The sequence below is a fragment of the Streptomyces mayonensis genome, from assembly GCF_018982965.1.
Taxonomy (GTDB): Bacteria; Actinomycetota; Actinomycetes; order Streptomycetales; family Streptomycetaceae; genus Streptomyces; species Streptomyces mayonensis.
Genome location: NZ_JACBYP010000008.1, coordinates 49,414 through 73,680 on the forward strand (window position 1 = coordinate 49,414; position 24,267 = coordinate 73,680).

Genomic DNA, 24,267 nt, shown 5'->3' on the forward strand with positions numbered 1-24,267 from the left:
TTCAGACCCTGGTCAGGGCGCTCCCCTTGTGCATGGCGACGTGGTCGGTCCGGTCGCTCCTGATCTCGTACTGGGGGTCCTGCGGCGAGCAGTGCCGGGTGCGGCCCTTGAACTCCACGTCGGCCGTGTGCTTCTTGACGACGACGCCCTGGACGTGGCCGGCCTCGGAGTTCCAGCGCACGTGGTCCCCCACCTCGAAGTCGTTCGCCATCCCGCTCTCCTCCGCCTCCGGCCGTCCGTCTCTCCCACCCGGGTGATCGTCCACGGCACCGCCAAACCCCCGGTCGGCCAGGAGCCGTCCCCGCCCGCACCGGACGGGCGGGTGGCGCCACCCTGTTATGGTGCGCCGATGTCATCGATCAGGCGGTTCCAAGTCACCTTCGACTGCGCGGACCCGGGGCGTCTCGCCCGCTTCTGGTGCGAGGTGCTGGGCTACGAGGTGTCACCGCCGCCGGCGGGGTTCAGCACCTGGGAGGACTTCGACCGCTCCCGGCCGCCCGAGGAGCGGGGGTCGTGGTTCGCCTGCAGTGATCCCTCGGGGGAAGGACCGCGGCTGTTCTTCCAGCGCGTACCCGAAGGGAAGACCGCCAAGAACCGGGTGCACCTCGACGTGCGGGTCGGCACCGGCCTCGTCGGGGAGGAACGTCTGGCGGCGCTGGAGGCCGAGTGCGCACGGCTTCTCCCGCTCGGCGCGGCCCGTGTGCGGCTCCTGTACGACGGCCGGGACTCCTGCATCGTGATGCAGGACATCGAGGGCAACGAGTTCTGTCTCGACTGAACCGGAGGCCGGCGGCCTCGTCGAACAGGAGAAGCACGCACGGCGCGAGGCGGGACACCGCTGCCCTCAACTCGTCCCGGGCGTCTGCCGTGACAAGGGCCGAGGTGACTCGACGCCGTCCAGTACCTCTTGTGTGTGCTCTCCCTTCGTCGGCGCCGCTGCGGGGCCTGTCCGGGGATGGAGGGAGAAGCGGGGTGCCGGTGCGGCCTGGAGTACGCCGTCGATCGTGACGAGGCTCCGCCGTGCCACGACGTGCGGGTGTTCCGCGGCCTCCCGGAGGGAGAGCACGGGTGCCACGCAGGCGTCGCTGCCCGCGAAGACCGCCGTCCACTCCTGCTGGGTCCGTTCGGCGAAGGCGTTGGCGAACGTGGTGCGCATCGCGTCCCAGCGGGTGCGGTCGGTCTGGGCGGCCGGCTCGACGTCGACGCCCAGGAGGCGTACGAACGTGGCGAAGAACTGCGGTTCGAGTGCGCCGACCGCCATGTGGCGGGCGTCGCGGGTGCGGTAGACGCCGTAGAAGGGCGCTCCGCCGTCGATGAGGTTCCTGCCGCGCCGGTCCTCCCAACGGTTGTCGGCCAGCAGGCTGTGCACGACGGCCAGCATGTGGGCGGTGCCGTCCACGATGGCCGCGTCGACGACTTGACCGCGGCCGGTGGAACGCGCCTCCCACAGGGCAGCCAGCACGCCCATCACGAGGTAGGTGGCACCGCCGCCGATGTCGCCGACGAGGTTGAGGGGGATCCGGGGTGCGCCGTCGGGCTCACCGATGGCGTGGAGGGCGCCGGTGGGGGCGATGTAGGTGATGTCGTGACCGGCGGTGTGCGACGCGGGCCCTTCCTGGCCCCATCCGGTCATCCGTCCGTACACCAGGCGGGGGTTGGTCTCCCGGAGGTCGTCGGGCCCGAGGCGCAGGCGTTCGGTGACTCCGGGGCGGTACCCCTCGAGCAGGATGTCGGCGGTGGCGCACAGCCGGTGCAGGGTGTCCACGGCCTCCGGGACCTTCAGGTCGAGCACGACGGAGCGCTTTCCCCGGCCGAGCAGGTCGGCACGGGGGTCGGACATGTCGAGCAGCCCGCGGGCCGGCCGTTCGATCCGGATGACGTCGGCGCCCATTTCGGCGAGGATCATCGCGGCGAACGGACACGGGCCGAGACCGGCGAGTTCGATCACCCGGACTCCGGCCAGGGGCCCGTCGGCCAAGTCCCGGCGGCCGGGTCCGACCGGTGCGCCGCTCATGGCGCCAGCTCCAGTGCACGGCCGACGATTTCCTTCATGACCTCGGTGGAGCCCGCGTAGATCCTGCTGACGCGTGCGTCCGCGTAGGCGCGGGCGACGGGGTGTTCGAGCATGTAGCCGTAGCCGCCGTGCAGTTGCACGCAGCCGTCGACGACGCGTCCCTGGAGTTCGGTGCTGAACCACTTGGCCTTGGCCGCGTCGACCGCGGTGAGGGTGCCGGCGTTGAGGTTCTCCACGCACGCGTCGAGGTAGTGCTGGGCGAGGTCGAGTTCGGTGTCCATCTCGGCCATCCGGAACCGGGTGTGCTGCAGGGCTCCGATCGGGGCGCCGAAGGCGTGGCGGGTGCGTACGTGGCCGACGGTGTGGTGGAACGCGGTCCTGGCCTGCGCCAGGCCGGAGACGGCCACCGAAAGCCGCTCCCGGACCAGGTTGCCGGTCAGGCCGGTGAACCCGTCGCCTTCGGCGCCGAGCAGGTTGGCCGCGGGCACGGGGACGTCGGCGAAGGACAACTCGGCGGTGTCCTGGGCGTGCTGGCCGACCTTGTCCAGGTTGCGTCCGCGGGTGAAGCCGGGCATGTCGCGTTCGACGACCAGCAGGCTGAGGCCGCGGTGCGGGTGGTCACCGGTGCGCACGGCGGTGACCACCAGGTCCGCGTTGATGCCGTTGGTGATGAACGTCTTGGCGCCGTTGACGATGTAGTGGTCGCCCTCGCGGCGGGCGGTCGTGCGGATGCCCGTCAGGTCCGACCCGGTGCCGGGCTCGGTCATCGCCACGGCGGTGACGGTCTCGCCCGTGGCGACACCGGGCAGCCAGCGTCGGCGCTGCTCCTCATCGGTCAGATCGAGCAGGTAGGGCAGGACGATGTCGGACTGGAGGGTGGGGCCGGCCATCACCGGGGCCACGTCGAGCCGGGCCGCTTCCTCCAGCACCACGGTGTTGCACCGGAAGTCGGTGGTGCCCGCGCCGCCGTACTGCTCCGGGACGGCGTCGAAGATTCCCACGGCTGCGGCACCGCGGAACAGTTGCCGGGGGACGATGCCGGCTCGGTCCCAGGTCTCACGGTGGGGCAGGACCTCCCGTTCCAGGAAGGCGCGCACGCTCTTCCGGTACGCGTCGTGGTCGGCCGTGAACAGGCTGCGCTGCATGCTGGTTCTCCGCTCAGAGGGTCAGGCCGCCGCCGCAGACGAGGGTCTGGGCGCTGACGTAGTCGGATCCGGGCAGGCACAGCAGGTGCACCGCTCCGGCGGCCTCGGCGGGGGTGCCGGTGCGCCCCAGGGGGATCATCTGCTCGGCCGCCGCCAGCAGCCGGGCGTTGACGCCGACCTTGATCTCCCGGCCGTCGATGTCGATGGTGCTGTCGTCTCCGGCGGCCGCCTCCGTCAGACGGGTGCGGATGAAGCCGAAGGCGACGGTGTTCACCGTGACGTTGTACCGGCCCCACTCCTTGGCGAGGGTCTTGGTCATGCCGATGACTCCGGCCTTGGCCGAGGCGTAGTTGGCCTGTCCGGGGTTGCCGCCGAGGCCGGCGACGGAGGAGATGTTCACGACCTTGCGGCAGATCACCGGCTCGCCGGCCTCCTTCGCCGCGCGCACGGCACCGGCGACGACCGGCTGGGCCGCGCGCAGGATGCGGAACGGCGCCGTGAGGTGTACGTCGATGACGGCTTCCCACTGTTCGTCGGTCATCCTCTGAATGACCGAGTCCCAGGTGTGGCCGGCGTTGTTGACGATGATGTCGACGCCACCGTAGGAGTCCACTGCGGTCCTCACGAAGCGCTCGGCGAAGTCCGCGTCGGTGACGTTGCCGGCGCAGGTCACGGCGCTGCCGCCCCGGGCCTCGATCTCCTTGGCCGTCTCTGCTCCGGGCTCCTCGTCCAGGTCGTTGACGACGACGTCGGCGCCGTCGGCGGCCAGGGTGAGGGCGATCTCGCGGCCGATGCCGCGGCCGGCGCCGGTGACGAGGGCGGTGCGTCCGTCGAGCTGTCCCATGGCGGGCTCCTCAGGGCAGGGGGCTGTGTGATCGGTGCCTGCCGTACGCGTCAGGGCCGCGGTACGGCACGTGCGTTCGGTGCGGTGGCCGACGGGCCGGGAGAGCCGGCCGACGGGCCGGGGCGGTCTGTCCGGGCCTCTCCGCACGGACCCTCCCGGCGCGGTCCCGGCTTCACGCCGGGTTCCCGTCCTGCGGCAGCGGCGTGGCGGCGCGGGGGCGCCGGACGGTGAAGGCGGAGGCCGCGAGTGTCACCGCCGCGCACAGGTAGGCGAAGACGTCGCCGATCACCCGGTAGACGGTCGTGGTGCCGCGGGTGGGCACGTCCGAGATCCAGGGCGGGTTGTCGCCGGACGTGGTGTCCTGCTGGGAGAGCACGCGTCCCTGGTGGTCGAACGCCTGGGAGGAGCCGTTGAAGTCGCTGCGGACCAGGGCGTAGCCGTTCTCCATGGCGCGCAGGCCCGCCATCCGGGTGTGGATACGGCCCATCTCCGGCCAGTCGCCGCCGGGCACCAGCATGATGTCGGCGTCCACGTGCATCAGGTCGGGGAAGTCGGCGTCGAAGCAGATGACGTTCGACAGCCGTCCGTACGGGGTGTCGACCACGGGCACCGGCCCGGTGCCGGCCTCGTAGTCCTCCAGCCCGGGAATCGGGTGGTGCTTCTGGTACGTCCACAGCACCTTGCCGTCCGGGCCGAAGAGCACCGTCTGGTCGCGGCCGTACGGCGCCTCGGGGAGGTACACGTTGGCCGCGACGTTGAGGTAGATGCCCTCCTCGCGGGCCAGCGCACCCGCCCGGGACAGGAACGCCGGTTCGTCCGCGGAGCGCACGCGGGCGGAGTTCTCCGACCACATGACGATTCTCGCGCCTGCCCGGGCGGCCTGCCGGGTGTCGTCCAGCAGCTGTTGGTTGATCGCATCGGCGGCCGCGCGTACCTTCGCGGGGTCCAGGCCCGCGACGGCCTCGAGGTCGGTGGGGGCGGTGCCGAGCATCCGGTCGGCCTTGTCCAGGACGGCTGCGCTCGGGTTGATTCCGGCGATGCGCACCGTGGGCGCGGTGGCGGCCGGCGCGAACGCGAGGACCGCCTGCCCTCCGACGAGCACCACCGCCACGGCGGAGGCGACGGTCACGGCGGGACCCACCCGGTACCAGGACAGGTCCTGCCGGGTGCGGCCGTGTTCCCACAGGTGGTTCGCCGCCGTCGCCACGGCGCCCATGAGGAAGGTGATCGCGTAGGGGCCGGTGAAGCTGATCACTTGGAGCAGCGCCAGGTTGTCGTGCTGGGTGACGGCGAGCAGGCCGTAGGCGGTGCCGAAGAGGTTGTACGTGCCGAGGAGGAATGCCAGGGTCGCCAGCGCGGAGGGGAACAGCAGCAGCCTGCCCAGCCGTCCCAGGCGCGGGGCCAGCAGCCGGTCCAGGGCGTAGGGGACGGCGCTCACGACACCCAGCCCGAGCACTCCGACGATGGTCAACGGCCGGAACGGCACGGCGAGCTGCCAGGCCCAGAACAGGCCGGCCCCGCCGAGCACCACGATGACCAGGGGAATCCCGGCCCACGGTCGGGTGGTCCGCAGGAACCGCAGCAGGAACGTCTGGAAGAGCCAGGCGGCCAGGGGGACGTCCCACCGGCCGCCGACGGCGAGCAGCTGGAGGAACGTGCCGAGCAGCAACCACACGGCGGGACGGCCGGGGACGAAGGCCCGGCGCGTGCGCGGTGCACTCCGCTGCGGCCCGGCGGGCTCCGGTCGTGGGGCGGCGGGTGGTGGGTCGGCATGGCTGGTGTGGGCGGACATGGTCCCTCTCGGCGGTAGAAGTGGTGGTCAAAGGAGGAAGGGCGGCGAGGTGTCGAGGACCGGGCACCGGGGCCGCGTGAGAGGCGGGGGCTCAGCTGCGTTCGGCGGGCCGGTAGGCGGTGACCACGGCCGCACCGCCGAGCCCGATGTTGTGGGCGAGAGCGACGCCGGAGGGTGCTGCGGCACGGTGGACCTGCCGGGCGCCGGCCCGGCCGCGCAGCTGCCAGGTCAGTTCCGCGCACTGGGCGAGCCCGGTGGCGCCCAACGGGTGGCCCTTGGAGATCAGGCCGCCGGACGGATTGACCACCCAGGTGCCGCCGTAGGTGGTCTGCCCGGCGTCGACGAGCCTGCCGCCCTCGCCGGGGGCGCACAGCCCGAGGGCTTCGTACGTCAGCAGTTCGTTGGTGGAGAAGCAGTCGTGCAGCTCGATGACCGCCACGTCCTCGGGACCGATGCCGGCCTGCTCGTACACGTGCTGTGCGGCGGCGCGGGTCATGTGCGCGCCGACCAGGGCGGCGGCGCTGCCGTCGAAGGTGTCGTCCCTGTCGGTGAGGAAGGCCTGGCCGACGATTTCGACGGCCTGCCCGGCCAGGCCGTGGCGGTCGACGAAGTCCTCGCCGGCCAGCACCGCGGTGGCGGAGCCGTCCGAGGTCGGCGAAGACTGCAGCCTGGTCAGCGGTGCGACGACCGTCGGCGCTGCCAGGACCTCGTCGAGGGTGAACTCGCTCCGGAACTGCGCGTAGGGGTTGTGCACCGAGTGCCGGTGGTTCTTCACCGCGATCCTCGCGAACTGCTCGGCGGTGGTGCCGTGGCGTTCCATGTGCTCCTGGCCGGCCGCTGCGAACATCCACGGCGCCGTCGGAGTCCCCCGGCCGCGGAGCCCGGCCATGGCCTTGGTGTGCCGGCCGAGCGGGGACTCCCGGTCGCTCCAGCCCTCCCGGAGCGAACCGGGCGACATCTTCTCGAACCCGGTGGCCAGCACGCAGTCGGCGAGTCCCCCCGTGACGGCGCGCGCGGCCAGCCACAGGGCCGACGAGCCGGTGGCGCAGTTGTTGTTCACGTTGACGACCGGCACACCGGTCATCCCCAGTTCGTACACCGCGCGCTGGCCGCTGGTGGAGTCGCCGTAGACGTAGGCGGCGTACACCTCCTGCACGTCGGCGTAGGTGATCCCGGCGTCCTCGACCGCCGCCGCACCGGATTCGGCGACCATGGCCGGATAGTCCCAGCCCTCGCGCCGGCCCGGCTTCTCGAACTTCGTCATCCCGACACCGATGACGAACACCTTGCGTGGCATGTGCAGCTCCTGTTCCCGGGCGTCGGTCAGTCGGCGAACTCGGCGCGGCCACTGCTCAGGACCTGGACGCCCCGGTCGTCGACCGTGTCGAAGGAGAACGCGTTCGGTCCGGCGTGCCGCACGGTGGTGGTGATCTCCTGACCGGGCCGCGCGGGAGCGCTGAAGCGCACCGCGAGGCGACGCAGCCGGCTCGGCTCGCCGGTGGTGCGAGTGATCAGGGCGTGGGAGGCGAAGGCCATGGTGCACAGGCCGTGCACGATGATCCCCGGCAGGCCGGCGCCGCGGGCGAAGTCGTCGTCCAGGTGGACGGGCATGCGGTCTCCGGAGGCGTCCGCGTAGCGGTGGGTCTGGTCCCGGTCGATCTTCTGCACCACGTCGGCGAGGGGTTCCCCGCCGGTCCCGGCCGCGGGAACCTCCGGCGTGGTGCGCCCGGCGTCCCCCTCGTGCCGCACCCCGCGGAAGAAGCCGGTGAAGTACTGCTCGTTGACCGGTTCGCCGGCGGCGTCCTCCGTCTCGACCAGGGTGGTGACCACGACGCCGGAGCTGCGGCCGTGAACGCCGACGACCTGGGCGCGTGTGCTCAGGACGTCGCCGGGCACGATCGGCCGGGAGATGTACAGGTCGTGCCGGCCGTGCAGGATCCGGCCGGCGGCGTCTTCCGGGGCGGCCGCCAGGGTCTGCCCGGCCATGACGTCAAATCCGGGGACGACTGCGAACACCGGGGGCGCCTGGGTGCCGTCGAGGTGGGGGGCGAGGGGATCGTTGGTGGCCTCGGCGTAGGCGATCGTCCGCTCAGCCGCAACGGTGAACCTGGCCGGCTCGCTCCAGATGCCGATCCGCTGTGTGGTGAACATGCCCGGAACGCTACGGAGCTCGGGCGGGCGTGTGGAGAACCGTGGCTAGCGCATGTGATGACCCCGGCGCGCACTCGCCGCGGTTCACGTGCCGGGGCGGGGCATGGCCCTCACCGGCGGGATCGGCCCGCCTCGGCGCCCTTATGGTGTGACCGTGAGCAATGCGATGCGGTCGGGCAATGTGGCGCTGCGTCTGGCACGCGTGGCCGAACGGCAGGGCCTGGACGTGTCCTCCCTGCTGCGGCGCGCGGGCATCGCCGCCGACTCCGCGGGGCGGCCCGTCGCCGAGGTCACCGGAGAGCAGTTGTCCGAGCTGACCCACGAGATGTGGATCCTCACCGAGGACGAGCTCATGAACCTGGGCCCGCCTCTCCCCCGGGGCTCGTTCCAGCTGGTGATGCGCTCGCTGATCCATGTACCCGATCTGCGGTCGGCACTGCAGCGGCTGGTGGAGGCGAGCACCGTTCTGACGGGCATGCCGAACGTCAGTGTCATGGTCGGCGACGACCGCGTGGACCTCGGGATCGACGTCGGTGAACTCGACGATCCCGACCATCTCGGCGCCGAACTGACGGCCGCCGCGATCCACCGGACACTGGGCTGGCTCGTGGGACGGCGCCTGCCGCTGCTCGCGCTGGACCTGCCGTGGCCGCCCTCCGAGTACGCCGCGGACTACGAGATCGTCTTCGGCCGGCACCCGGACTTCGACGCACCGCGCCTGGTCATGGCCTTCGACAGCCGGCTGCTGACCGCTCCGCTGGTCCGCGACGAGCAGGATCTGACCGACTACTTGAGCGACCAGCCCAACGTCTGGTTCTCCACCCGCGACTTCGGCTCCACCACCGCCGACCAGGTGCGCATGATCCTCCAGCGAGGACTGAGCGGGCACTGGCCCACGCCCGACGACATCGCCGCCCAGCTGCGCGTCAGCACTCAGCACCTGCGGAGGCTGCTGCGGGACGAGCACACCTCGATCGGGCAGACGAAGGAGGAACTGCTGCGGGACGCCGCGATCGCCAGCCTCAGCCGGGGCGAGGAATCGGTGGAGGACCTGGCCCGACGGCTGGGCTTCTCCGAGGCCAGCGCGTTCCGCCGTGCGTTTCGCCGCTGGACCGGAAGACCGCCTGGCTCCTACCGCACACCGGAGGGGCCACGGGGCTCCGCGACAGGGGCCTGAACCCACGGCGTACCCCGTGGAACGTCCCCGCGGACCGGCCGTTGGCGGGAGTCCGCCCGGATCGAACGCCTCGTGGGCGGTTCCCTTCCCGCAGGGTCAGCCGTCCGGAAGGGACGCGTTGCGGTACAACTCCTCGATGTCTCCCGCGTACTTCTCCGTGATGCGGCGACGGCGCAGTTTGCTGGTGGGAGTGAGTTCCTCGCTGCTCGGGGCCCACACCGTCGGCAGGATGCGGAGGTACTTGATCTGCTCCACGCGTGACAGGGCCGCGTTCGCCCGTTCGACGCACGCGTCCACTTCGGCGCGGATCTCCGGGGAGCCCGCCAGCCGGGCGATGTCACCGTCGCCGGGCAGGCCGCGGGACTGCACGAAGGTCCGCGCCGCCGCGGGGTCCAGGGTGGCCAGGGCGGTCACATAGGGGCGTCGATCGCCTATCGCGACCACGGAGGAGAGGAGCGGGCATGCCGCCAGTACCGCGTTCTCGATGCCGGCCGGCGACATGTTCTTCCCGTACGCATTGATGATCAGGTCCTTCTTGCGGTCCAGGATGGTGACGTACCCGTCGGCGTCGACGTTGCCGACGTCACCCGTGCGCAGCCATCCCTCTCCGTCGAGGGCTTCCGCGGTCTGCGCTTGGTCGCCCCGGTACCCGCGCATCAGCGTCGGGCCGCGCAGCAGGAGTTCGCCGTCCTCGGCCACCCGCACCTCGACGTCGTGCATCGGCCTGCCGACCGTCCCGGGCCTGACCTCGCCCGGCCGGTTGACCGACCCGCCGGCGGCCGACTCCGACATGGCCCACCCCTCGCACAGCTGGACGCCCAGGGCCAGGAACAGGCGGACGGTGTCCGGGTTGATCGGCGCCGAGCCGGTGATGGCCGCCACTGCCCGGTCCAGGCCGATGCGGGCGCGCAGCCGGCGCAGCACGACGCGCTCGGCCACGGCATGCCGGAAGGCCAGGGCGGCAGGGACGGGGCGGCCGTCTCTGTGCCGTTCGGTGACCGCACGGCCGGTGGACACCGCCCAGGCCGCCAGTCGGCTGCGCAGACCGGACCCGTCTGACAAGGTGCCGTTGACGGCTCCCTGCAGCCGGTACCAGAACGCCGGGACGCCCAGGAACACCGTCGGCCGCAGGGCCGGCAGCACGTGTGCCATCGTCTTCGGGTCGGCGACCGTGGTGACCGACGCGCCGGTCGCCATCGCCAGGTAGTGGCCGAAGTACCGGTTGGCGACGTGCGCGTCCGGCAGGTAGGACACCAGCCGGCCGGCGCGGGAGCCGGCGGCGATGTGCTCCAGCGCCAGGCCGGCGCGCAGGCTGGCCAGGAGAGCCCGGTGCTCCAGCTCGACGCCCTTGGGCGCGCCGGTGGTGCCGGAGGTGTAGATGAGCGTGGCCAGGTCCCCGGGGCCGACCGCCCGCCATGCGGCTTCGAAGTCGAACGAGCCGGTCCCGTCCGCCTCCACGTCGTCCAGGGACAGCGTGCCCTCCACGCAGTCGTCGACGCACACCATGTGGTCCAGTGCCCCGCCCGCGGCCCTGATCACCGGCACATACTGCTTCTCCGTCACCACGATCCGGTTGCCCGCGTTGGCGAACAGGCGGCCGACCTGTCCGGCCGCGCTGGTGTTGTAGACCGAGAACGGCGTGGCGCCGAGGTGCAGGACCGCGGTGTCCACCAGGTGGAACTCGGGCCGGTTGGTCAGCATCAGCGCCACGGCGTCGCCCTGGCGTACACCCAGCCGCGCCAGACCGGCGGCGATGCGTTCGACGCGTTCGGAGTACCGGCCCCAGGTCAGCACGGGCCCGCCGTCCGAGCGTCTCAGCGCCACGCGGTCCCGGTGGCGCCGTACGGTCTGCTGGAACAGCTCCGGCAGGGACCGTGCCGTGCGAAGCGCGTCCTGGGAGTGCATCGGTCCGGCCTCCTCGTCCTCCCGGCCGTCCTGACCCGCAGCCCGGGGCGCCCGGGACCGCCTGGATGCTGGTCATCATCGAGGCGGTCGGACACCGTGTGCAGGACCGGCCCGCGCCTGTTGCGGGACCCCGCCGCGCAACCCGTACGAGCGGTGCACAAGCCGTGCTCCGCCCTGCCACGGCCCGTGCCGTGGCAGGGCAGCCTCTCCGGCGGGAACACCCTCCCCCGGCACGACACCGCACAGCCGCACCCGCAGCGGGCGCCGTCACGTGCCCGGCGCCCGCTGCCGGCCCGGCCTACGACGAGGACGTGGCCAGGTCGCCGAGGAGGGCCCACGTACGTCGCCGGTCCGCCTCTCCCGCGATCTCCGTGCCGGAGAAGACCACCTCGGTGGCCCCGGCGTCCCGGTAGCGCCGGACCTCGGCCGCGACCGTCTTCTCGTCGCCGATCACGGCCACGTCGGACGCCCTCGTGCCCCCGGAGAGCTCGACGACCCGTGCGTAGGACGGGATCTGCTCGTAGAACGCCAGTTGCCCGGTGGCCTTCTCCCGTACCGCGTCGACGTCGTCCGTGACCACGCCGTGCACCAGGGCCACGACTCTGGGCGCGGGCCGGCCGGCGGCCTGTGCCGCGGCGGTGAGGGCCGGGACGATGTGCGTCTCCAGTGCCCGGGGGCCCGCGAGGTAGGGCAGGATTCCGTCCGCCAGTTCACCGCTGGCCCGCAGCGCCTTCGGACCCATGGCCGCGACCAGCAGCGGAACGCCTGACTCCGCGCCCGGCACCCGGGCGGGAACCGGTGTGGCGGCGGTGAGGAGTTCGCCCCGGAAGTCGGCGCTGCCGTCCCGCGTCAGCTGCCGCAGCGCGGTGAGGAACTCGCGCAGGCGGGCCACGGGGCGCTCGAAGGGCAGGCCGAAGCCGCCCTCGGTGAGGAGGCGGGTCCCCAGCGCCAGTCCGAGGTGGTAGCGGCCGTGCGTGGCGGCCTGGGCGGTCTGGGCCTGGCTGGAGACGATCAGGGGGTGCCGGCCGAACACGGGGATCGCGGAGGTGCCCACGTGGATCCCGGGGACCTCGCGCCCCACGATCGCCGCGAGCTGGGGGGAGTCCGCGCCGAAGGTCTGCCCGAACCAGGCGGAGCGCAGGCCGGCGGCCGCGGCTTCCCCGGCCAGTGCCACGGAGGCGTCGACCTGGTTCGGTGCGTCGGAAGCGTTGAGTGTCACTCCAACAGTCATGCCGGTGGAAACCGCCCGTGCCCGGCGGCACATTCCGGTTCCTGTGTGACAAGTACTTGTCAGCCGTACGACGGCCGTGTGTACGGGACCTGCGGCCCGCGCGCCCGAGCCGGGTCCGGGCGGCCGTGCCGGCCCGGGGGGAACTTTTTACTCGTGGCCGATTCTTTGCGCCATCGCCCCAGCACAACGCGGCACACACCTTTCGCTCGTGCAAAGTCAGGCCGAAAACACAGGGGCGGACCGGCTCGTGGTATTACGGCCGTGTTGACCCGGCCCTCCTCGCGGAGCACCCTCGTCAAATAGATGGCATTTACATCTTGTTCGCCGGGGGGCGCTCCACGACCGCGGAGGTCCGCAGGTGAGAGCGATTGCCCTGGCGAACCGGGACGAGAGGCAACGCGATGTGCGGCATCACCGGCTGGATCTCCTTCGACCGCGACCTCGGCAAGGAGGCCGCCGCATTGGATGCAATGACCGGGACGATGGCCTGCCGCGGACCGGACGACTCCGGCACCTGGGCGCAGGGCCCGGCCGCCCTCGGGCACCGAAGGCTCGCCGTCATCGACCTGCCCGGCGGCCGGCAGCCGATGACCGCCGGGACTCCGCACGGGACAGTGGCCCTCGTGTACTCCGGCGAGGCCTACAACTTCACCGAGCTGCGGGCTGAACTGAGCGGCCGGGGACACCGGTTCACGACCGACTCCGACACCGAGGTGGTCCTGCACGGCTACCTGGAATGGGGCGACCGCGTCGCGGAGCGGCTCAACGGAATGTACGCGTTCGCCGTCTGGGACGGCCGCAGCGACCGGCTGGTGATGGTCCGGGACCGCATGGGCATCAAGCCGTTCTACTACTCCGTGACGCCCGACGGCGTCCTGTTCGGATCCGAGCCGAAGGCGATCCTCGCCAACCCGCTGGCCCGGGCCCGCGTCACGCTGGACGGGCTGCGTGAGCTGTTCACCATGGTCAAGACGCCGGGGCACGCCGTCTGGGACGGCATGGCCGAGGTCGAGCCGGGCACGGTGGTCACCGTCGACCGCTCGGGCACGCACCGCCGTGTGTACTGGGAGCTGGAGACCCGTCCCCACACCGACGACCGCGACACCACCGTCGCCACCGTCCGCTCGCTCCTCGACGACATCGTCCGCCGCCAGCTGATCGCGGACGTCCCCCGCTGCACCCTGCTCTCGGGCGGTCTCGACTCGTCCGCGATGACCGCGCTGGCCGCCCGGCAGCTCGGCGCCCACGGCGAGAAGGTGCGCAGTTTCGCGGTCGACTTCGTGGGACAGGCGGACAGCTTCGTCGCCGACGAACTCCGCGGCACCCCCGACACCCCGTTCGTGCACGACGTGGCCCGGTCCGCCGCGACCGAGCACCAGGACATCGTGCTCGACTCGCAGGCGCTCGCCGATCCCGGCGTACGGGCGAAGGTGATCCGGGCGCGGGACCTGCCGGCCGGGTTCGGGGACATGGACGCCTCCCTGTACCTGCTCTTCAAGGCGATCCGCGAGCAGTCGACCGTGGCGCTGTCCGGGGAGTCGGCCGACGAGGTCTTCGGCGGGTACCTCCAGTTCTTCGACGAGGAGGCCCGGCGGGGCGGCACCTTCCCGTGGCTGGTCCAGTTCAGCCGTCACTTCGGCCAGGACAGCGAGGTCCTGCGCCCCGAACTCGTCCAGTCGCTGGACCTGCCGGAATACGTGGCCGACGGCTACCGCACCGCCGTCGGCGCCATCGACCGCCTCGACACGGAGAGCGACTTCGAGTACCGGATGCGGCGCATGTCCCACCTGCACCTCTCCCGCTTCGTCCGGGTGCTGCTCGACCGCAAGGACCGGGCGAGCATGGCCGTCGGCCTCGAGGTCAGGGTCCCGTTCTGCGACCACCGGCTCGTCGAGTACGTGTACAACACCCCGTGGGCCCTGAAGTCCTTCGACGGCCGGGAGAAGAGCCTGCTGCGGGAGGCGACCGCGGACGTCCTTCCGAAGTCGGTGTACGACCGGGTCAAGAGCCCCTACCCGTCCACCCAGGACCCGAAGTACGCCGCGGCGCTCCAGGACCAGGCCAAGGACCTGCTCACCCGCCGCGACCACCCGGTCTTCGACCTCGTCGGCCACGACCGGCTCCACCGCCTCGCCCACCGCGACGCTCCGGTGAACAGCCAGGCCGAGCGACGCGGCCTGGAGCGCGCCCTCGACCTGGCGCAGTGGCTGGACATGTACAAGCCGGAGATCAGGCTCGCCTGAGGCGGGGGGGGGGGGGGGGGGGGGGGGGGGGGCCCCGCCCCCCGCCCCCCGGGGGCCGGGCCCCGGCGGCGGGCCCCCCCGGGCGGCCCCCCGGCGCGGGCGGGGGGCGGGCGGCCCGCGCCCCCCCCCCCCCCCCCACGGCCCTTCCTTCCGGTGCCCGGCCCCGCTCGCGCCGCGCGAGCGGCCCTCAGGCGTCCTTCAGACGGGCGAGCGCCGTGATGATGCGGTCGGCGATGTCCGGCGGCCAGCGGAAGGAGGGGCTGACGCCCCGCTGGTGGGCCAGTCCGTGCAGGCCCACCCACAGCGCCGTCGCGTCGGCGGGCACGTCGTCGCTCTCGGCGGCGCCCGCGGCGACGCACTCCCCCAGGGCCCCGGACAGCAGGTCCAGGGTCTCGGAACCGAGTGCGGCCATGTCCTCCTCGGTCAGGGAGCTGCCCTCCAGGGCCGGAACCCACACGCCTGCGAACATCGTGCGGTAGCGCTCCGGGTGGCTGCGGGCGAAGTCGAGATAGGCGTCGCACACGGCCCGCAGCCTCCGCCGCGGATCGTCGCCCGCCTGCTCGAGCGCGGAGCGCAGGAGGCCTTCCAGGGCGGCGAACTCCCGCTGCACGACGGCCAGCATGATGGCCGGCTGGTCGGGAAAGTGCGGGTAGATGGAGGGGGCGGCGATCCCGACCCGGCGGGCGACCGAACGCAGGGTCACCGCGTGCTCGTCACCGGCCTCGTCGAGCAGCTCGGCCGCCGCCGTGACGATGTCCTCGCGCAGCCGGCCCCCCTCGCCCCGCTTGTTGCGCCTGCGGGCCGGTCTCGGTGCGGGAGGCGACTGCGCCGCCGACTCGGAGTTCTTCATGCCGTTACCTTACACCGCGAAGTTTAGCCTCCGCGCGGAGCAGGCCGGGGCAGGAGCAGGGAGGAGCAGGGCAGAAGAGGGGGCTGGGTACACCGCTCTTCGGGGGCGCAGCCCTCCTGAACAGACCCGTCCGCGCCCGCAGACTCGAGTCCGTCAGCACCGGAGCGGCGGAGGAGTCTCGAAGATGGCAGAGCACACTCGACGGAGCGTTCTTCTCGGTGCCGCGGGCCTCGCCGCGGCGACCGGGCTCGCCGGGACGGCCGGCGCTCAGGCGAGGGCGGCGTCCGGGCCCGCGCCCGGGGCCGCGGGGCGCTTCCCGTTCCTGGAGGGCGCGTTCGAGCCCGTCACCGAGGAGCTGACGGCCTTCGACCTCCCCGTCACCGGACGCGTCCCGCGCGAGCTGAACGGGCGCTACCTGCGCACCGGTCCCAACGTCCTGGGGCTCGAGGACCCGCGGGCCCACCACTGGATGCTCGGCGAGGGCATGGTCCACGGCGTGCGGCTGCGGGAGGGAAAGGCCGAGTGGTACCGCAACCGCTGGGTGCGCTCCTCGCAGGTGGCACGGAAACTGGGCGAGCCGTACCCCGGCCCGGTCCCGCCGGACGACTTCCCCTGCAACACCCACGTCATCGGCCACCGGGGCCGGGTCCTCGCGCTCCAGGAGAGCGGGCCGCTGCCGTACGAACTCGACGAGGAACTGGGCACCGTGGGCACGTACGACTTCCGGGGCACCCTGGCGGGCGCCTTCACCGCGCACACCAAGTTCGACGCGGCCGCCGGGGAACTGCACGCGATCGCCTACTACCCGGCCTGGGACCACGTGCGGCACCTCGTGGTGGATCCGGCCGGCCGCGTCTCGCGCACGACGCGGATCCCCGTCGCCGACGCACCGATGATCCACGACTTCGCCCTCACCGAGCACCACGTGGTCGTCCTCGACATGCCGGTCACCTTCGACATGGCCGCCGCCGAGGGCGGGGCGCCGGTGCCGTACGTCTGGAACACCGCGCATCCGGCGCGTGTGGGCGTGCTCCCGCGCTCCGGCGGTGCCGTGCGGTGGTTCGAGGTGGACCCGGTGTACTACTCGCACACCCTCAACGCCTACGAGGAGGGGGAGCGGATCGTCGTCGACATGACGAACTTCCCCGCGCCCTTCCTCGTCGCGGGCAACGGCTCCGGCGGGCCCGCCGGGCTGGACACCGCGACCCTCGACCGGTGGACGATCGACCTGCGGCACGGGAAGGTGCGGACCAGGACGCTCGACGACCGCCCCCAGGAATTCCCCCGCGTCAACGAGTCGTTGGTCTCCCGCAGGCACCGGTACGGGTACACCGCGGCGGCGGCCGAGATGTCCGAGGCGTATCTGACCGCGGACGGCAACCCGCCCGACCGGGCCTTCAGCAACGCGCTCATCAAGCACGACCTCCTGCGCCACCGCACCGAGGTCCACCGCCTGCCCCGCGGCGCCGCCGCGAGCGAGGCGGTGTACGTGCCGCGGGTCCCGGACGGCCCGGGGGCGGCGGAGGACGACGGGTACACGGTCGCCTACGTGCACAATCCGGACCGCGGGGCCTCCGACCTGGTGATCCTCTCCGCTCAGGACTTCACCGGGGAGCCCGTGGCCCGGATCCATCTGCCCGGGCGCGTACCCCTCGGGTTCCACGGCAGCTGGATCCCGGACGCCTGACCCGGCCCGGGTTCCGTTCCGGTTCCGGCGTCGAACGCCTGGACGGCGTCCACACTCATGTCGGACCCGTGCAGCTTTGCGGCCGGGGTCATGGAACCCGGACGAGCCGCCACAACTCGCCGTGGGCCACCGGTCGACTCCGTGATAACACGAGGTGATCAACTCGAAAGGGCCTACGACTCATGGGTATCTTCAGCCGCCGCCAGACCACCGCCGTCGAGCCCTCGGCGGCCGCCGGCCCGGACCGGTCCGCCGCCGGGCCCGCCGCGCAGGGATCCGCGCCGGACCCGGCCCTTCGTGCGCTGACCGGGCAGTGGTCCATCGACCGTCCGCACAGCCGGATCGGGTTCTCGGTGCGGCATGCCATGGTCACCACCGTCCGCGGGGCCTTCACCGACTACGACAGCGCCCTCTACTTCGACGGGGCCCGCCCGTCCGAGTCCCGGGCGGAGCTGGTCATCCGCGTGGCCAGCGTCGACACCGGCGTGGAGCAGCGCGACGGGCACCTCGTCGGCAGGGACTTCTTCGACGCGCGCCGCTACCCGGAGATGACCTTCCGCTCCACGTCGACCATCCATGAGGGCGGCGAGACCTTCCGTATGACGGGTGACCTCACCATCCGCGACACGACCCGGCCCGTCGAGCTCCAGCTGGACTACCTCGGCTCGGTCGTGGACCCGTTCGGCTACGAGCGGGCCGGGTTCGACGGCACCACCACCATCGACCGCAGGGACTGGGGCCTGGTCTACAACCAGCGGCTGGAGGCGGGCGGCAGCATGGTGAGCGAGAAGGTCCGGCTGCAGTTCGACATCTCCGCGATCCGCAGCACCTGAACCGCCGTCGGCGGGTGCGGCGCCGGTCGCCGTGCCCCACCCCGGCCGCCGCCGGCCCCGGGCGGTCCGTCGAGCACGGTGGCGGCCCGCTCCGGCGGTTGCGGCCGGCCGTCGAAGGCGCGGCCGGCTCCCGGCGCGGCGCGGGTCAGCCCGTCGTCCCCGCGGTCAGGTGGTCGCCGGGGATGCCGGACTTCTCCGGCCGGTAGTAGTCCCGGATGCCGTCCGCCCAGGTGGCCACCGGGATGCGGTCGCTCCCGTCCGGCCCGAAGGCGTCGAACAGCGTCTCGATGTTGCGGCGCTCGAAACCGATGGCGATCATCAGGGCGAGGAACTCGGGACGGGCGACGAGGCCGTCCCCGTCGGGGTCCCCCATCGCGGCCAGCGCCTCGGCGAACTCGTCGGCGGCGCCGTCGAAGCGCTGCGGGTTCAGGACGACGGACGTGAACTCCTCGGGGCTGATCCGTCCGTCCCCGTTGGCGTCCAGCTCGGTCAGGAGCGTGTCCCAGTAGCGGCGGAAGGAGGCCGTGAGCCGCTCCTTCAGTGCGTCGCCCGCCGCCGGGACCGCCGCCACGACGCGGCTGCTCATCAGCTCGAAGTCGGCAAGCTCCAGGTGGCCGTTGCCGTCGGCGTCGAAGAGGGAGAAGACCAGCTGGACGCGGTCGGTCGCCTCGTTGGTGGGCGTCATGGTGCACCTCCGGCTTTCCGGGTGGGTTGCCGCATTCCTGGGCCGCCCGGGCGGCGCCCGCGCGACCCGCCCACTGTCCGCCCGTTTCGGCACCCGCGGGCGGGAAAGTCACGCTGTGCACACGAACGGGCGGAGTCCGCCCGGCCGCGCATGAAACGCCCTCGCCCTGGACACCCGCCGCGTGCACGGCGGAGGTTCAGGGCTGCGCGGACCCGCCCACCGCCGGAGCCGGCCCGGGGTCCTCCGTGCCCGGTGCGGCGGCCCCGGCGCCCCGGCCGGCCGCCCTGCGCAGGGCGTCCTCGTCGGTGCGGGCGTCGTAACTGAGCAGCTTGGGCAGCGCGGTGGCGAGCAGGCCCACCGTGGCGACGCAGGCGACGCCGCCCGTCCAGATCGCCGGACGGGCGCCGGTCCAGCCGGCCATGGCCCCCGCGCGGACCTGTCCGAGCTGGGGGCCGACGCTGTAGGAGAGGACCTCGATGCCGGCGAGGCGGCCCCGCAGCCGGTCGGGGATGGTCTGGTTCCAGAGGGTGGAGCGGCCCAGGCCGCTGAGCATGTCGCCGGCCCCGGCCAGCGCGAGGCATGCCAGTACCAGCCAGATGTTCGCGGTCCAGCCGGCCGCCGCGATGGCCACGCCCCAGCCCGCCGCGCCGAACACCACCAGCAGCCCGTGCCGGTGGGTCCGGGACACCCAGCCGCTGGTGAGACTCACGAGCAGTGATCCGACGGCTCCGGCGGAGTACATCAGCCCCAGCGCCCAGTCCGCGTCCAACTCGTCGGCCAGGAAGGGGAAGACGGTGTTCGGGAAGGCGAAGAACATCGCCGCCAGGTCGACGGCGTAGGTGCCGAGCAGCACGGGTCGCGACCAGGCGTAACGGGCGCCTTCGGCGATGCCGCGCAGGGACGGCCGGGCCGCGTGCTCGACCGGCGGCGCGGGCGACAGCCTGCGGCACATCAGCACCGACGCCGCGAAGCAGACCACCGTGGTGGTGTACGCGGGGACGTTGCCCGCGTAGGCCACGACCAGTCCGGCCAGGGCGGGGCCGCCGATCGCGCCGGCCTGCCAGCGCAGGGCGTTCAGCGCGGCCGCCGCGGCGAGCTGGTCGTGCGGGACGATGCGGGCCATCAGCGAGTCCAGGGCGGGCCGCTGGAGTCCGGCGAGCGCCGCCACCCCGGCCGCGACCACGTACAGCGGCCACAGCATGGGGCTGGGCAGGAGCGCGTTCAGCAGCAGGACGGCCGCCAGCAGTCCCAGGCCCGCCTCGGTCAGGACGATGACCCTGCGGCGGTCCACCGCGTCGGCGAGTGCGCCGCCGTAGAGGCCGAAGACCACGAGCGGTACGAGTTCCACGGCGCCCATGACGCCGACCGCGAGCGGCGATCCGGTGAGCTCCTTGATCTGGAGCGGCAGCGCGATCAGCGCCATGGCGCTGCCCAGGTAGGTGACGAGCCCCTGCACCCACAGCAGACGGAAGTCGCGGGAGGAGCGCCAGGGGGCGAGGTCGGGCAGCAGTGCCGCGAGTCTCCGGGGCACGGTCAGCGGCTTCCGGCCGGTGCCGACGGCTCGGGCCGGCCGGCGGGGGCGGCCCCGCCGTCCGCGGCCGCCGAGTGGTGGCGTCCGATCGGCAGGACGAGCGGTCTGCCGGAGACCGGGTCCTCGATGACGCGGCTGTCCATGCCGTAGACCGAGCGGACCATGTCCCGCGTCATGACGTCCTCGGTGTCTCCGGCTGCGTGCAGCCCTCCGGAGGCCAGGGCGATGAGCCGGTCCGCGTAGCGCGCGGCCAGGTTGAGGTCGTGCAGGACCATGACGATCGTGGTGCCGCGGGTGCGGTTCAGGTCGGTCAGCAGGTCGAGGACCTCGACCTGGTGGCTGATGTCGAGGAACGTGGTGGGTTCGTCGAGCAGCAGCAGGTCGGTCTGCTGCGCGAGTGCCATGGCGATCCACACGCGCTGGCGCTGGCCGCCGGAGAGTTCGTCGACCGAGCGGTCCATCAGGTCGGTGGTGTGCGTGGCCTCCAGTGCGGCGGCGACCGCCGCGTCGTCCTCGGCCGTCCAGCGGGAGAAGGCACGCTGGTGGGGGTGGCGGCCCCGGCCGACCAGGTCGAGGACCGTGATGCCCTCCGGGGTGACCGGCGACTGGGGCAGCAGGCCCAGGGTGCGGGCGAGTTCCTTGGCGGGAGTGCGGTGGACCTCGCGGCCGTCCAGGACGACCCGGCCCGCGCGCGGCGCGAGGAGCCGGGACATGGAGCGCAGCAGGGTCGACTTGCCGCACGCGTTGGCCCCGACGATCACCGTGATCCTCCCGGCGGCGAGGGTCAGGTCCAGGCCCTCGATGACGGTGCGGTCGCCGTAGCCGAGCGTGAGGTCCTCGGTCGACAGGGAGTGGGACGCGGTCACAGTGAGCCTCCGGCCCGGTTGGTGCGGACGATCAGGTAGACGAGGTAGGGGGCGCCGAGGACGCCGGTGACGACGCCCACGGGGTAGCGGGTGTCGAAGGCGTACTGGCCGGTGAAGTCGGCGACGAGCACGAGCAGGGCGCCGACCAGGCCGGCGGGGACCAGCAGGGAGCCGCCGGTGCCGACGAGGCGGGCGGCGATCGGCCCGGAGAGGAACGCGACGAAGGCGATGGGTCCGGCGGCCGCGGTGGCGAAGGCGATGAGTCCGACGGCCGCGACGATCACGACGACGCGGGTGCGTTCGACGCGCACCCCGAGCGCGGACGCCGTGTCGTCGCCGAGGCTCAGGGCACTCAGGTCGCGGGCCCGGGACAGCAGCACGGGTACGAGCACGAGCACCGCGAGGACGGCGGGCACCGTCTCCTCCCAGGTGGTGCCGTTGAGGCTGCCGGTGAGCCAGCGCATCGCCTCCTGGAGGTCCCATTCGCCGGCCTGCGACAGGACGTAGGAGGTTGCGCTGTCCAGGAGGGCGGCCATGCCGATGCCGATGAGGATGAGCCGTGTGCCGGCCACGCCGTCGCGGAACGCGAGGGTGTACACGAGCAGCGCCACCGCGAGGGCGGCGGCGATCGCGACGACGGAGACCTCGGTGCCGCTCAGCGAGAACGTCACGATGGCGACGGCCGCCGCCGCGCTCGCCCCCGCGCTGATGCCGATGATGTCGGGGCTGGCCAGCGGGTTGCGGAGCATCGTCTGGAAGGTGACGCCGGCGATGCCGAAGCTGAATCCGGCGGTCAGGGCGAGCACCGCCCGCGGCAGCCGCAGCCGGCCGACGGTGAAGGACGCGCCGGGCACGTCCTCGCCCATGACGACGCGCAGCACGTCGTGGGCCGGGTAGAAGGTGTGACCGGCCATGAGGCTGGTGGCGAACGCCGCGACGACCAGGACGAGCAGGGTCACCACGAGCAGCCGTCGCCGGCGGGAGCCGCGGACACGGCTGCGGGTGACGGTCCGCAGCGTGGGGGTGTCGCTGACGGCGGGGGCGCTCACAGGGATCTGACCTTCTGTCGGCGGACGATGTGGATGAAGAAGGGTGCCCCGATGACGGCGGTCAGGATCCCCACGTCGATCTCGGAGGGCCGGGCGACGACGCGTCCGACCACGTCCGCCGCCGTGAGGAGGGCGGCACCGCCGAGCGCGGCGAACGGCAGCAGCCAGCGGTGGTCGACTCCGACGAGGAGCCGGCAGGTGTGCGGGACGAGCAGCCCGACGAAGGCGATCGGTCCGGCGACGGCGGTGGACGCGCCGCAGAGCACGACCGCGCCGAGCGCCGAGGTGGCCCGTACGAGGGCCACCCGTTCACCGAGCCCGGCGGCCAGGTCGTCGCCCAGGGCGAGGGAGTTGAGGGCACGCGCGGAGGCGAGGCAGAGCAGGAACCCGGCGGCGAGGAACGGGACGACGCTGCCGAGCTGGGAGTAGGAGGCTCCCCCGACCCCGCCGATCTGCCACAGCCGGAAGGTGTCGGAGATGTCGTTGCGCGGCAGGACGACGGCGCTGACCAGGGAGGCGAGCGCGGCCGAGATGGCGGCACCGGCGAGGGCGAGCTTGAGCGGTGTGGCGCCGCCGCGGCCCAGCGAGCCGACGGTGTAGACGAAGGCGGCGGTCAGCGCCGCTCCGGTCATCGCCACCCAGATGTACCCGGACGCCGACGCGAGGCCGAAGTGGGCGATGGCGGTGACGACGGCCAGGGAGGCGCCCATGTTGACGCCGAGGATGCCCGGGTCGGCGAGCGGGTTGCGGGTCACCCCCTGCATGACCGTGCCGGAGACCGCGAGGGCGGCGCCCACGACGACGGCGAGGAGCGTGCGCGGTACGCGTTTGGCGACCGCGGCCTCCTCCAGGGTCTGTTCCGCTCCGCCGAGGGCGGACCACACGTCGGAGAAGGCGACGTCGCGGGAGCCGAAGGCGAGGGAGGCGGTCATGACGAGGAGCAGGACGGCCGCGAGGACGAGGAGCCAGGTCACGCGGACGCGTGCCGAACGCCGCACCGGGGCGGTGTTCGGCACGCTCACGGTTTCGGTGGCGGTCACGCGGCCTTGTCCGCGGCCTGGGCGAGCGCCTTCACGTAGTCGTCGAGGACGTACGGGATGGAGAGCGGGGTCGGGTTGGCGGCGGTGGCCAGCGGGGTGCTGCCGGGCAGCAGGTAGAGGGAGTCCTGCTTGACGGCCTTCAGCTTGGAGGTGAGCGGGTCCTTCTTGAGGGCGGCCAGCAGTTCGCCCTTGTCGTCTCCGTAGCCGGTGACGATGTCGACGTCGTTGAAGTCGTCGATGCGTTCGGCGCTCTTGGTGAGGACGAATTTCTCGGTGTCCTCGGACGGTCCGGAGACGCTGGCCGGGATCTTCATGCCGAGGTCGGTGAAGAACTGGGTGCGGGTGTCGTGGGTGGTGTAGAAGCCGACCTCACTGACGTCCTTCGAGGACACGTGGGTCAGGAACATCGCCGACTTGCCCTTGATCTGGGGGTACTTGGCGACGGTCTCGGTGATCTGCCCCTCGAGGTCGCCGATCAGCTTGTCGCCCTCGTCGGCCAGGCCGATGGCCTTGCTGTTGAGCTTGATGATGTCGCGCCACGGGGTGGCCCAGGCGGCTTCGGGGTAGGCGACGACGGGGGCGATCTGGCTGAGCGTCTCGTAGTCCTCGGCGGTCAGTCCGGAGTAGGCGGCGAGGATGACGTCCGGCTTGGTGTCGGCGACGGCCTCAAAGTCGATGCCGTCGGTCTCGTCGAACAGGACGGGCGTCTTGGCGCCGAGCTCCTTGAGCCGGTCCTCCGTCCAGGGCAGGACGCCGTTGCCGTCGTCGTCGCCGAAGTTGGCCTTGGCCATGCCGACGGGGACGACGCCGAGGGCGAGCGGCACCTCGTCGTTGGCCCAGTTGACGGTGGCGACGCGCTCGGGCTTCTCGGGGACGGTGGTGGTTCCGAGCGCGTGCTTGATCGTCACGGGGAACTGGCCGGCACCGTCTGCGCCGGCGCTCGCGGCGCTGCTGTCGTCCTTGGCGTCGTCCTGGCCGCCGCAGGCGGTGAGGCCGAACAGGAGGGCGGCCGCGAGGGCGAGCACGCGAAGGCGGGGTGTTCTCATCGACCCGGGGTTCACTCTCGGTCGGGGTGCCGGGCGCGCTCGTCCGGGGCTGTGGACGCGCGAGCCCGCACCGCAGTTGCACAGAAGGTTAGGTAAGGCTTGCCTGCATAGACTAGAGAGCTGCTGGACGCGCTTCAATCGAGACTTTGCGACAGCCCTTGTCGCGATCGGGACACGC

General features: G+C 72.5%; 21 protein-coding genes. 5 read left to right on the plus strand and 16 right to left on the minus strand.

Annotation, left to right across the window (positions count from 1 at the left end):
• Position 1: 1 nt before the first annotated feature.
• Positions 2–211 (minus strand): hypervirulence associated TUDOR domain-containing protein, encoded by a 210-nt coding sequence (locus HZS56_RS04715; RefSeq protein ID WP_216719395.1) that lies wholly within the window; start codon positions 209–211, stop codon positions 2–4.
• A 138-nt stretch (positions 212–349) separates the two neighbouring features.
• Between HZS56_RS04715 and HZS56_RS04720 the strand changes: the two genes are divergently transcribed.
• On the plus strand, positions 350–778 hold the full coding sequence (locus HZS56_RS04720) for a VOC family protein (protein WP_216719396.1): 429 nt from the start codon (positions 350–352) through the stop codon (positions 776–778).
• 66 nt (positions 779–844) lie between these two features.
• Here HZS56_RS04720 and HZS56_RS04725 read toward each other — a convergent pair whose 3' ends face one another.
• The 6 genes from HZS56_RS04725 to HZS56_RS04750 all read right to left on the minus strand — a co-directional run bounded on the left by HZS56_RS04725 (position 845) and on the right by HZS56_RS04750 (position 7,946).
• Positions 845–2,014: a CaiB/BaiF CoA transferase family protein gene (locus tag HZS56_RS04725; RefSeq protein ID WP_216719397.1), complete on the minus strand. Its 1,170-nt coding sequence runs from the start codon at positions 2,012–2,014 to the stop codon at positions 845–847.
• Complete coding sequence (locus HZS56_RS04730) at positions 2,011–3,159, minus strand: acyl-CoA dehydrogenase family protein (protein ID WP_216719398.1); 1,149 nt, start codon at positions 3,157–3,159, stop codon at positions 2,011–2,013. The genes HZS56_RS04725 and HZS56_RS04730 overlap by 4 nt, the downstream gene beginning before the upstream one ends.
• A 13-nt stretch (positions 3,160–3,172) precedes the next feature.
• A complete protein-coding gene (locus HZS56_RS04735) occupies positions 3,173–4,003 on the minus strand; it encodes an SDR family NAD(P)-dependent oxidoreductase (RefSeq protein WP_216719399.1) in 831 nt (276 codons plus the stop codon).
• Positions 4,004–4,175: 172 nt separating this feature from the next.
• Entirely contained in the window at positions 4,176–5,795 is a 1,620-nt protein-coding gene (locus HZS56_RS04740) for a nitrilase-related carbon-nitrogen hydrolase (RefSeq protein WP_216719400.1), read from the minus strand.
• Positions 5,796–5,886: 91 nt separating this feature from the next.
• The gene (locus HZS56_RS04745; protein WP_216719401.1) at positions 5,887–7,092 is read right to left on the minus strand and encodes a lipid-transfer protein; all 1,206 of its coding nucleotides are present in this window, start codon (positions 7,090–7,092) and stop codon (positions 5,887–5,889) included.
• Positions 7,093–7,118: 26 nt separating this feature from the next.
• Positions 7,119–7,946 carry a MaoC/PaaZ C-terminal domain-containing protein gene (locus HZS56_RS04750; protein WP_216719402.1) on the minus strand — a complete coding sequence of 276 codons (828 nt, stop codon included), beginning with the start codon at positions 7,944–7,946 and terminating at the stop codon, positions 7,119–7,121.
• A gap of 154 nt (positions 7,947–8,100) precedes the next feature.
• On the opposite strand from HZS56_RS04750, the gene HZS56_RS04755 reads away from it, so the two are divergent.
• Positions 8,101–9,123 (plus strand): AraC family transcriptional regulator, encoded by a 1,023-nt coding sequence (locus HZS56_RS04755; RefSeq protein ID WP_216719403.1) that lies wholly within the window; start codon positions 8,101–8,103, stop codon positions 9,121–9,123.
• 96 nt (positions 9,124–9,219) lie between these two features.
• Here HZS56_RS04755 and HZS56_RS04760 read toward each other — a convergent pair whose 3' ends face one another.
• Both HZS56_RS04760 and HZS56_RS04765 read right to left on the minus strand, forming a co-directional pair.
• The gene (locus tag HZS56_RS04760; protein WP_216719404.1) at positions 9,220–11,028 is read right to left on the minus strand and encodes an AMP-dependent synthetase/ligase; all 1,809 of its coding nucleotides are present in this window, start codon (positions 11,026–11,028) and stop codon (positions 9,220–9,222) included.
• Positions 11,029–11,326: 298 nt separating this feature from the next.
• On the minus strand, positions 11,327–12,259 hold the full coding sequence (locus HZS56_RS04765; RefSeq protein ID WP_216719405.1) for an LLM class F420-dependent oxidoreductase: 933 nt from the start codon (positions 12,257–12,259) through the stop codon (positions 11,327–11,329).
• Between the two features lie 401 nt (positions 12,260–12,660).
• Here HZS56_RS04765 and asnB point away from each other — a divergent pair, with 401 nt between their 5' ends.
• On the plus strand, positions 12,661–14,502 hold the full coding sequence (gene asnB, locus HZS56_RS04770) for an asparagine synthase (glutamine-hydrolyzing) (RefSeq protein ID WP_216719406.1): 1,842 nt from the start codon (positions 12,661–12,663) through the stop codon (positions 14,500–14,502).
• Positions 14,503–14,689: 187 nt separating this feature from the next.
• Here the strand turns inward: asnB and HZS56_RS04775 are convergent, their stop codons facing one another.
• A complete protein-coding gene (locus HZS56_RS04775) occupies positions 14,690–15,352 on the minus strand; it encodes a TetR/AcrR family transcriptional regulator (protein WP_216719407.1) in 663 nt (220 codons plus the stop codon).
• Positions 15,353–15,536: 184 nt separating this feature from the next.
• Between HZS56_RS04775 and HZS56_RS04780 the strand changes: the two genes are divergently transcribed.
• Both HZS56_RS04780 and HZS56_RS04785 read left to right on the plus strand, forming a co-directional pair.
• Positions 15,537–17,039: a carotenoid oxygenase family protein gene (locus HZS56_RS04780; RefSeq protein ID WP_216719408.1), complete on the plus strand. Its 1,503-nt coding sequence runs from the start codon at positions 15,537–15,539 to the stop codon at positions 17,037–17,039.
• A gap of 182 nt (positions 17,040–17,221) precedes the next feature.
• Entirely contained in the window at positions 17,222–17,872 is a 651-nt protein-coding gene (locus HZS56_RS04785) for a YceI family protein (protein WP_216719409.1), read from the plus strand.
• A 145-nt stretch (positions 17,873–18,017) separates the two neighbouring features.
• Here HZS56_RS04785 and HZS56_RS04790 read toward each other — a convergent pair whose 3' ends face one another.
• The 6 genes from HZS56_RS04790 to HZS56_RS04815 all read right to left on the minus strand — a co-directional run bounded on the left by HZS56_RS04790 (position 18,018) and on the right by HZS56_RS04815 (position 24,089).
• On the minus strand, positions 18,018–18,557 hold the full coding sequence (locus HZS56_RS04790) for an EF-hand domain-containing protein (protein ID WP_216719410.1): 540 nt from the start codon (positions 18,555–18,557) through the stop codon (positions 18,018–18,020).
• A 196-nt stretch (positions 18,558–18,753) separates the two neighbouring features.
• On the minus strand, positions 18,754–20,088 hold the full coding sequence (locus HZS56_RS04795) for an MFS transporter (RefSeq protein ID WP_216719411.1): 1,335 nt from the start codon (positions 20,086–20,088) through the stop codon (positions 18,754–18,756).
• Between the two features lie 2 nt (positions 20,089–20,090).
• Entirely contained in the window at positions 20,091–20,954 is an 864-nt protein-coding gene (locus HZS56_RS04800) for an ABC transporter ATP-binding protein (RefSeq protein ID WP_216719412.1), read from the minus strand.
• Positions 20,951–22,003: a FecCD family ABC transporter permease gene (locus HZS56_RS04805; protein WP_216719413.1), complete on the minus strand. Its 1,053-nt coding sequence runs from the start codon at positions 22,001–22,003 to the stop codon at positions 20,951–20,953. The genes HZS56_RS04800 and HZS56_RS04805 overlap by 4 nt, the downstream gene beginning before the upstream one ends.
• A complete protein-coding gene (locus HZS56_RS04810) occupies positions 22,000–23,043 on the minus strand; it encodes a FecCD family ABC transporter permease (protein ID WP_308407998.1) in 1,044 nt (347 codons plus the stop codon). Before HZS56_RS04810 ends, HZS56_RS04805 begins: the two co-directional genes overlap by 4 nt.
• Positions 23,040–24,089 carry an iron-siderophore ABC transporter substrate-binding protein gene (locus HZS56_RS04815; RefSeq protein WP_216719414.1) on the minus strand — a complete coding sequence of 350 codons (1,050 nt, stop codon included), beginning with the start codon at positions 24,087–24,089 and terminating at the stop codon, positions 23,040–23,042. Before HZS56_RS04815 ends, HZS56_RS04810 begins: the two co-directional genes overlap by 4 nt.
• Between the last annotated feature and the right edge of the window lie 178 nt (positions 24,090–24,267).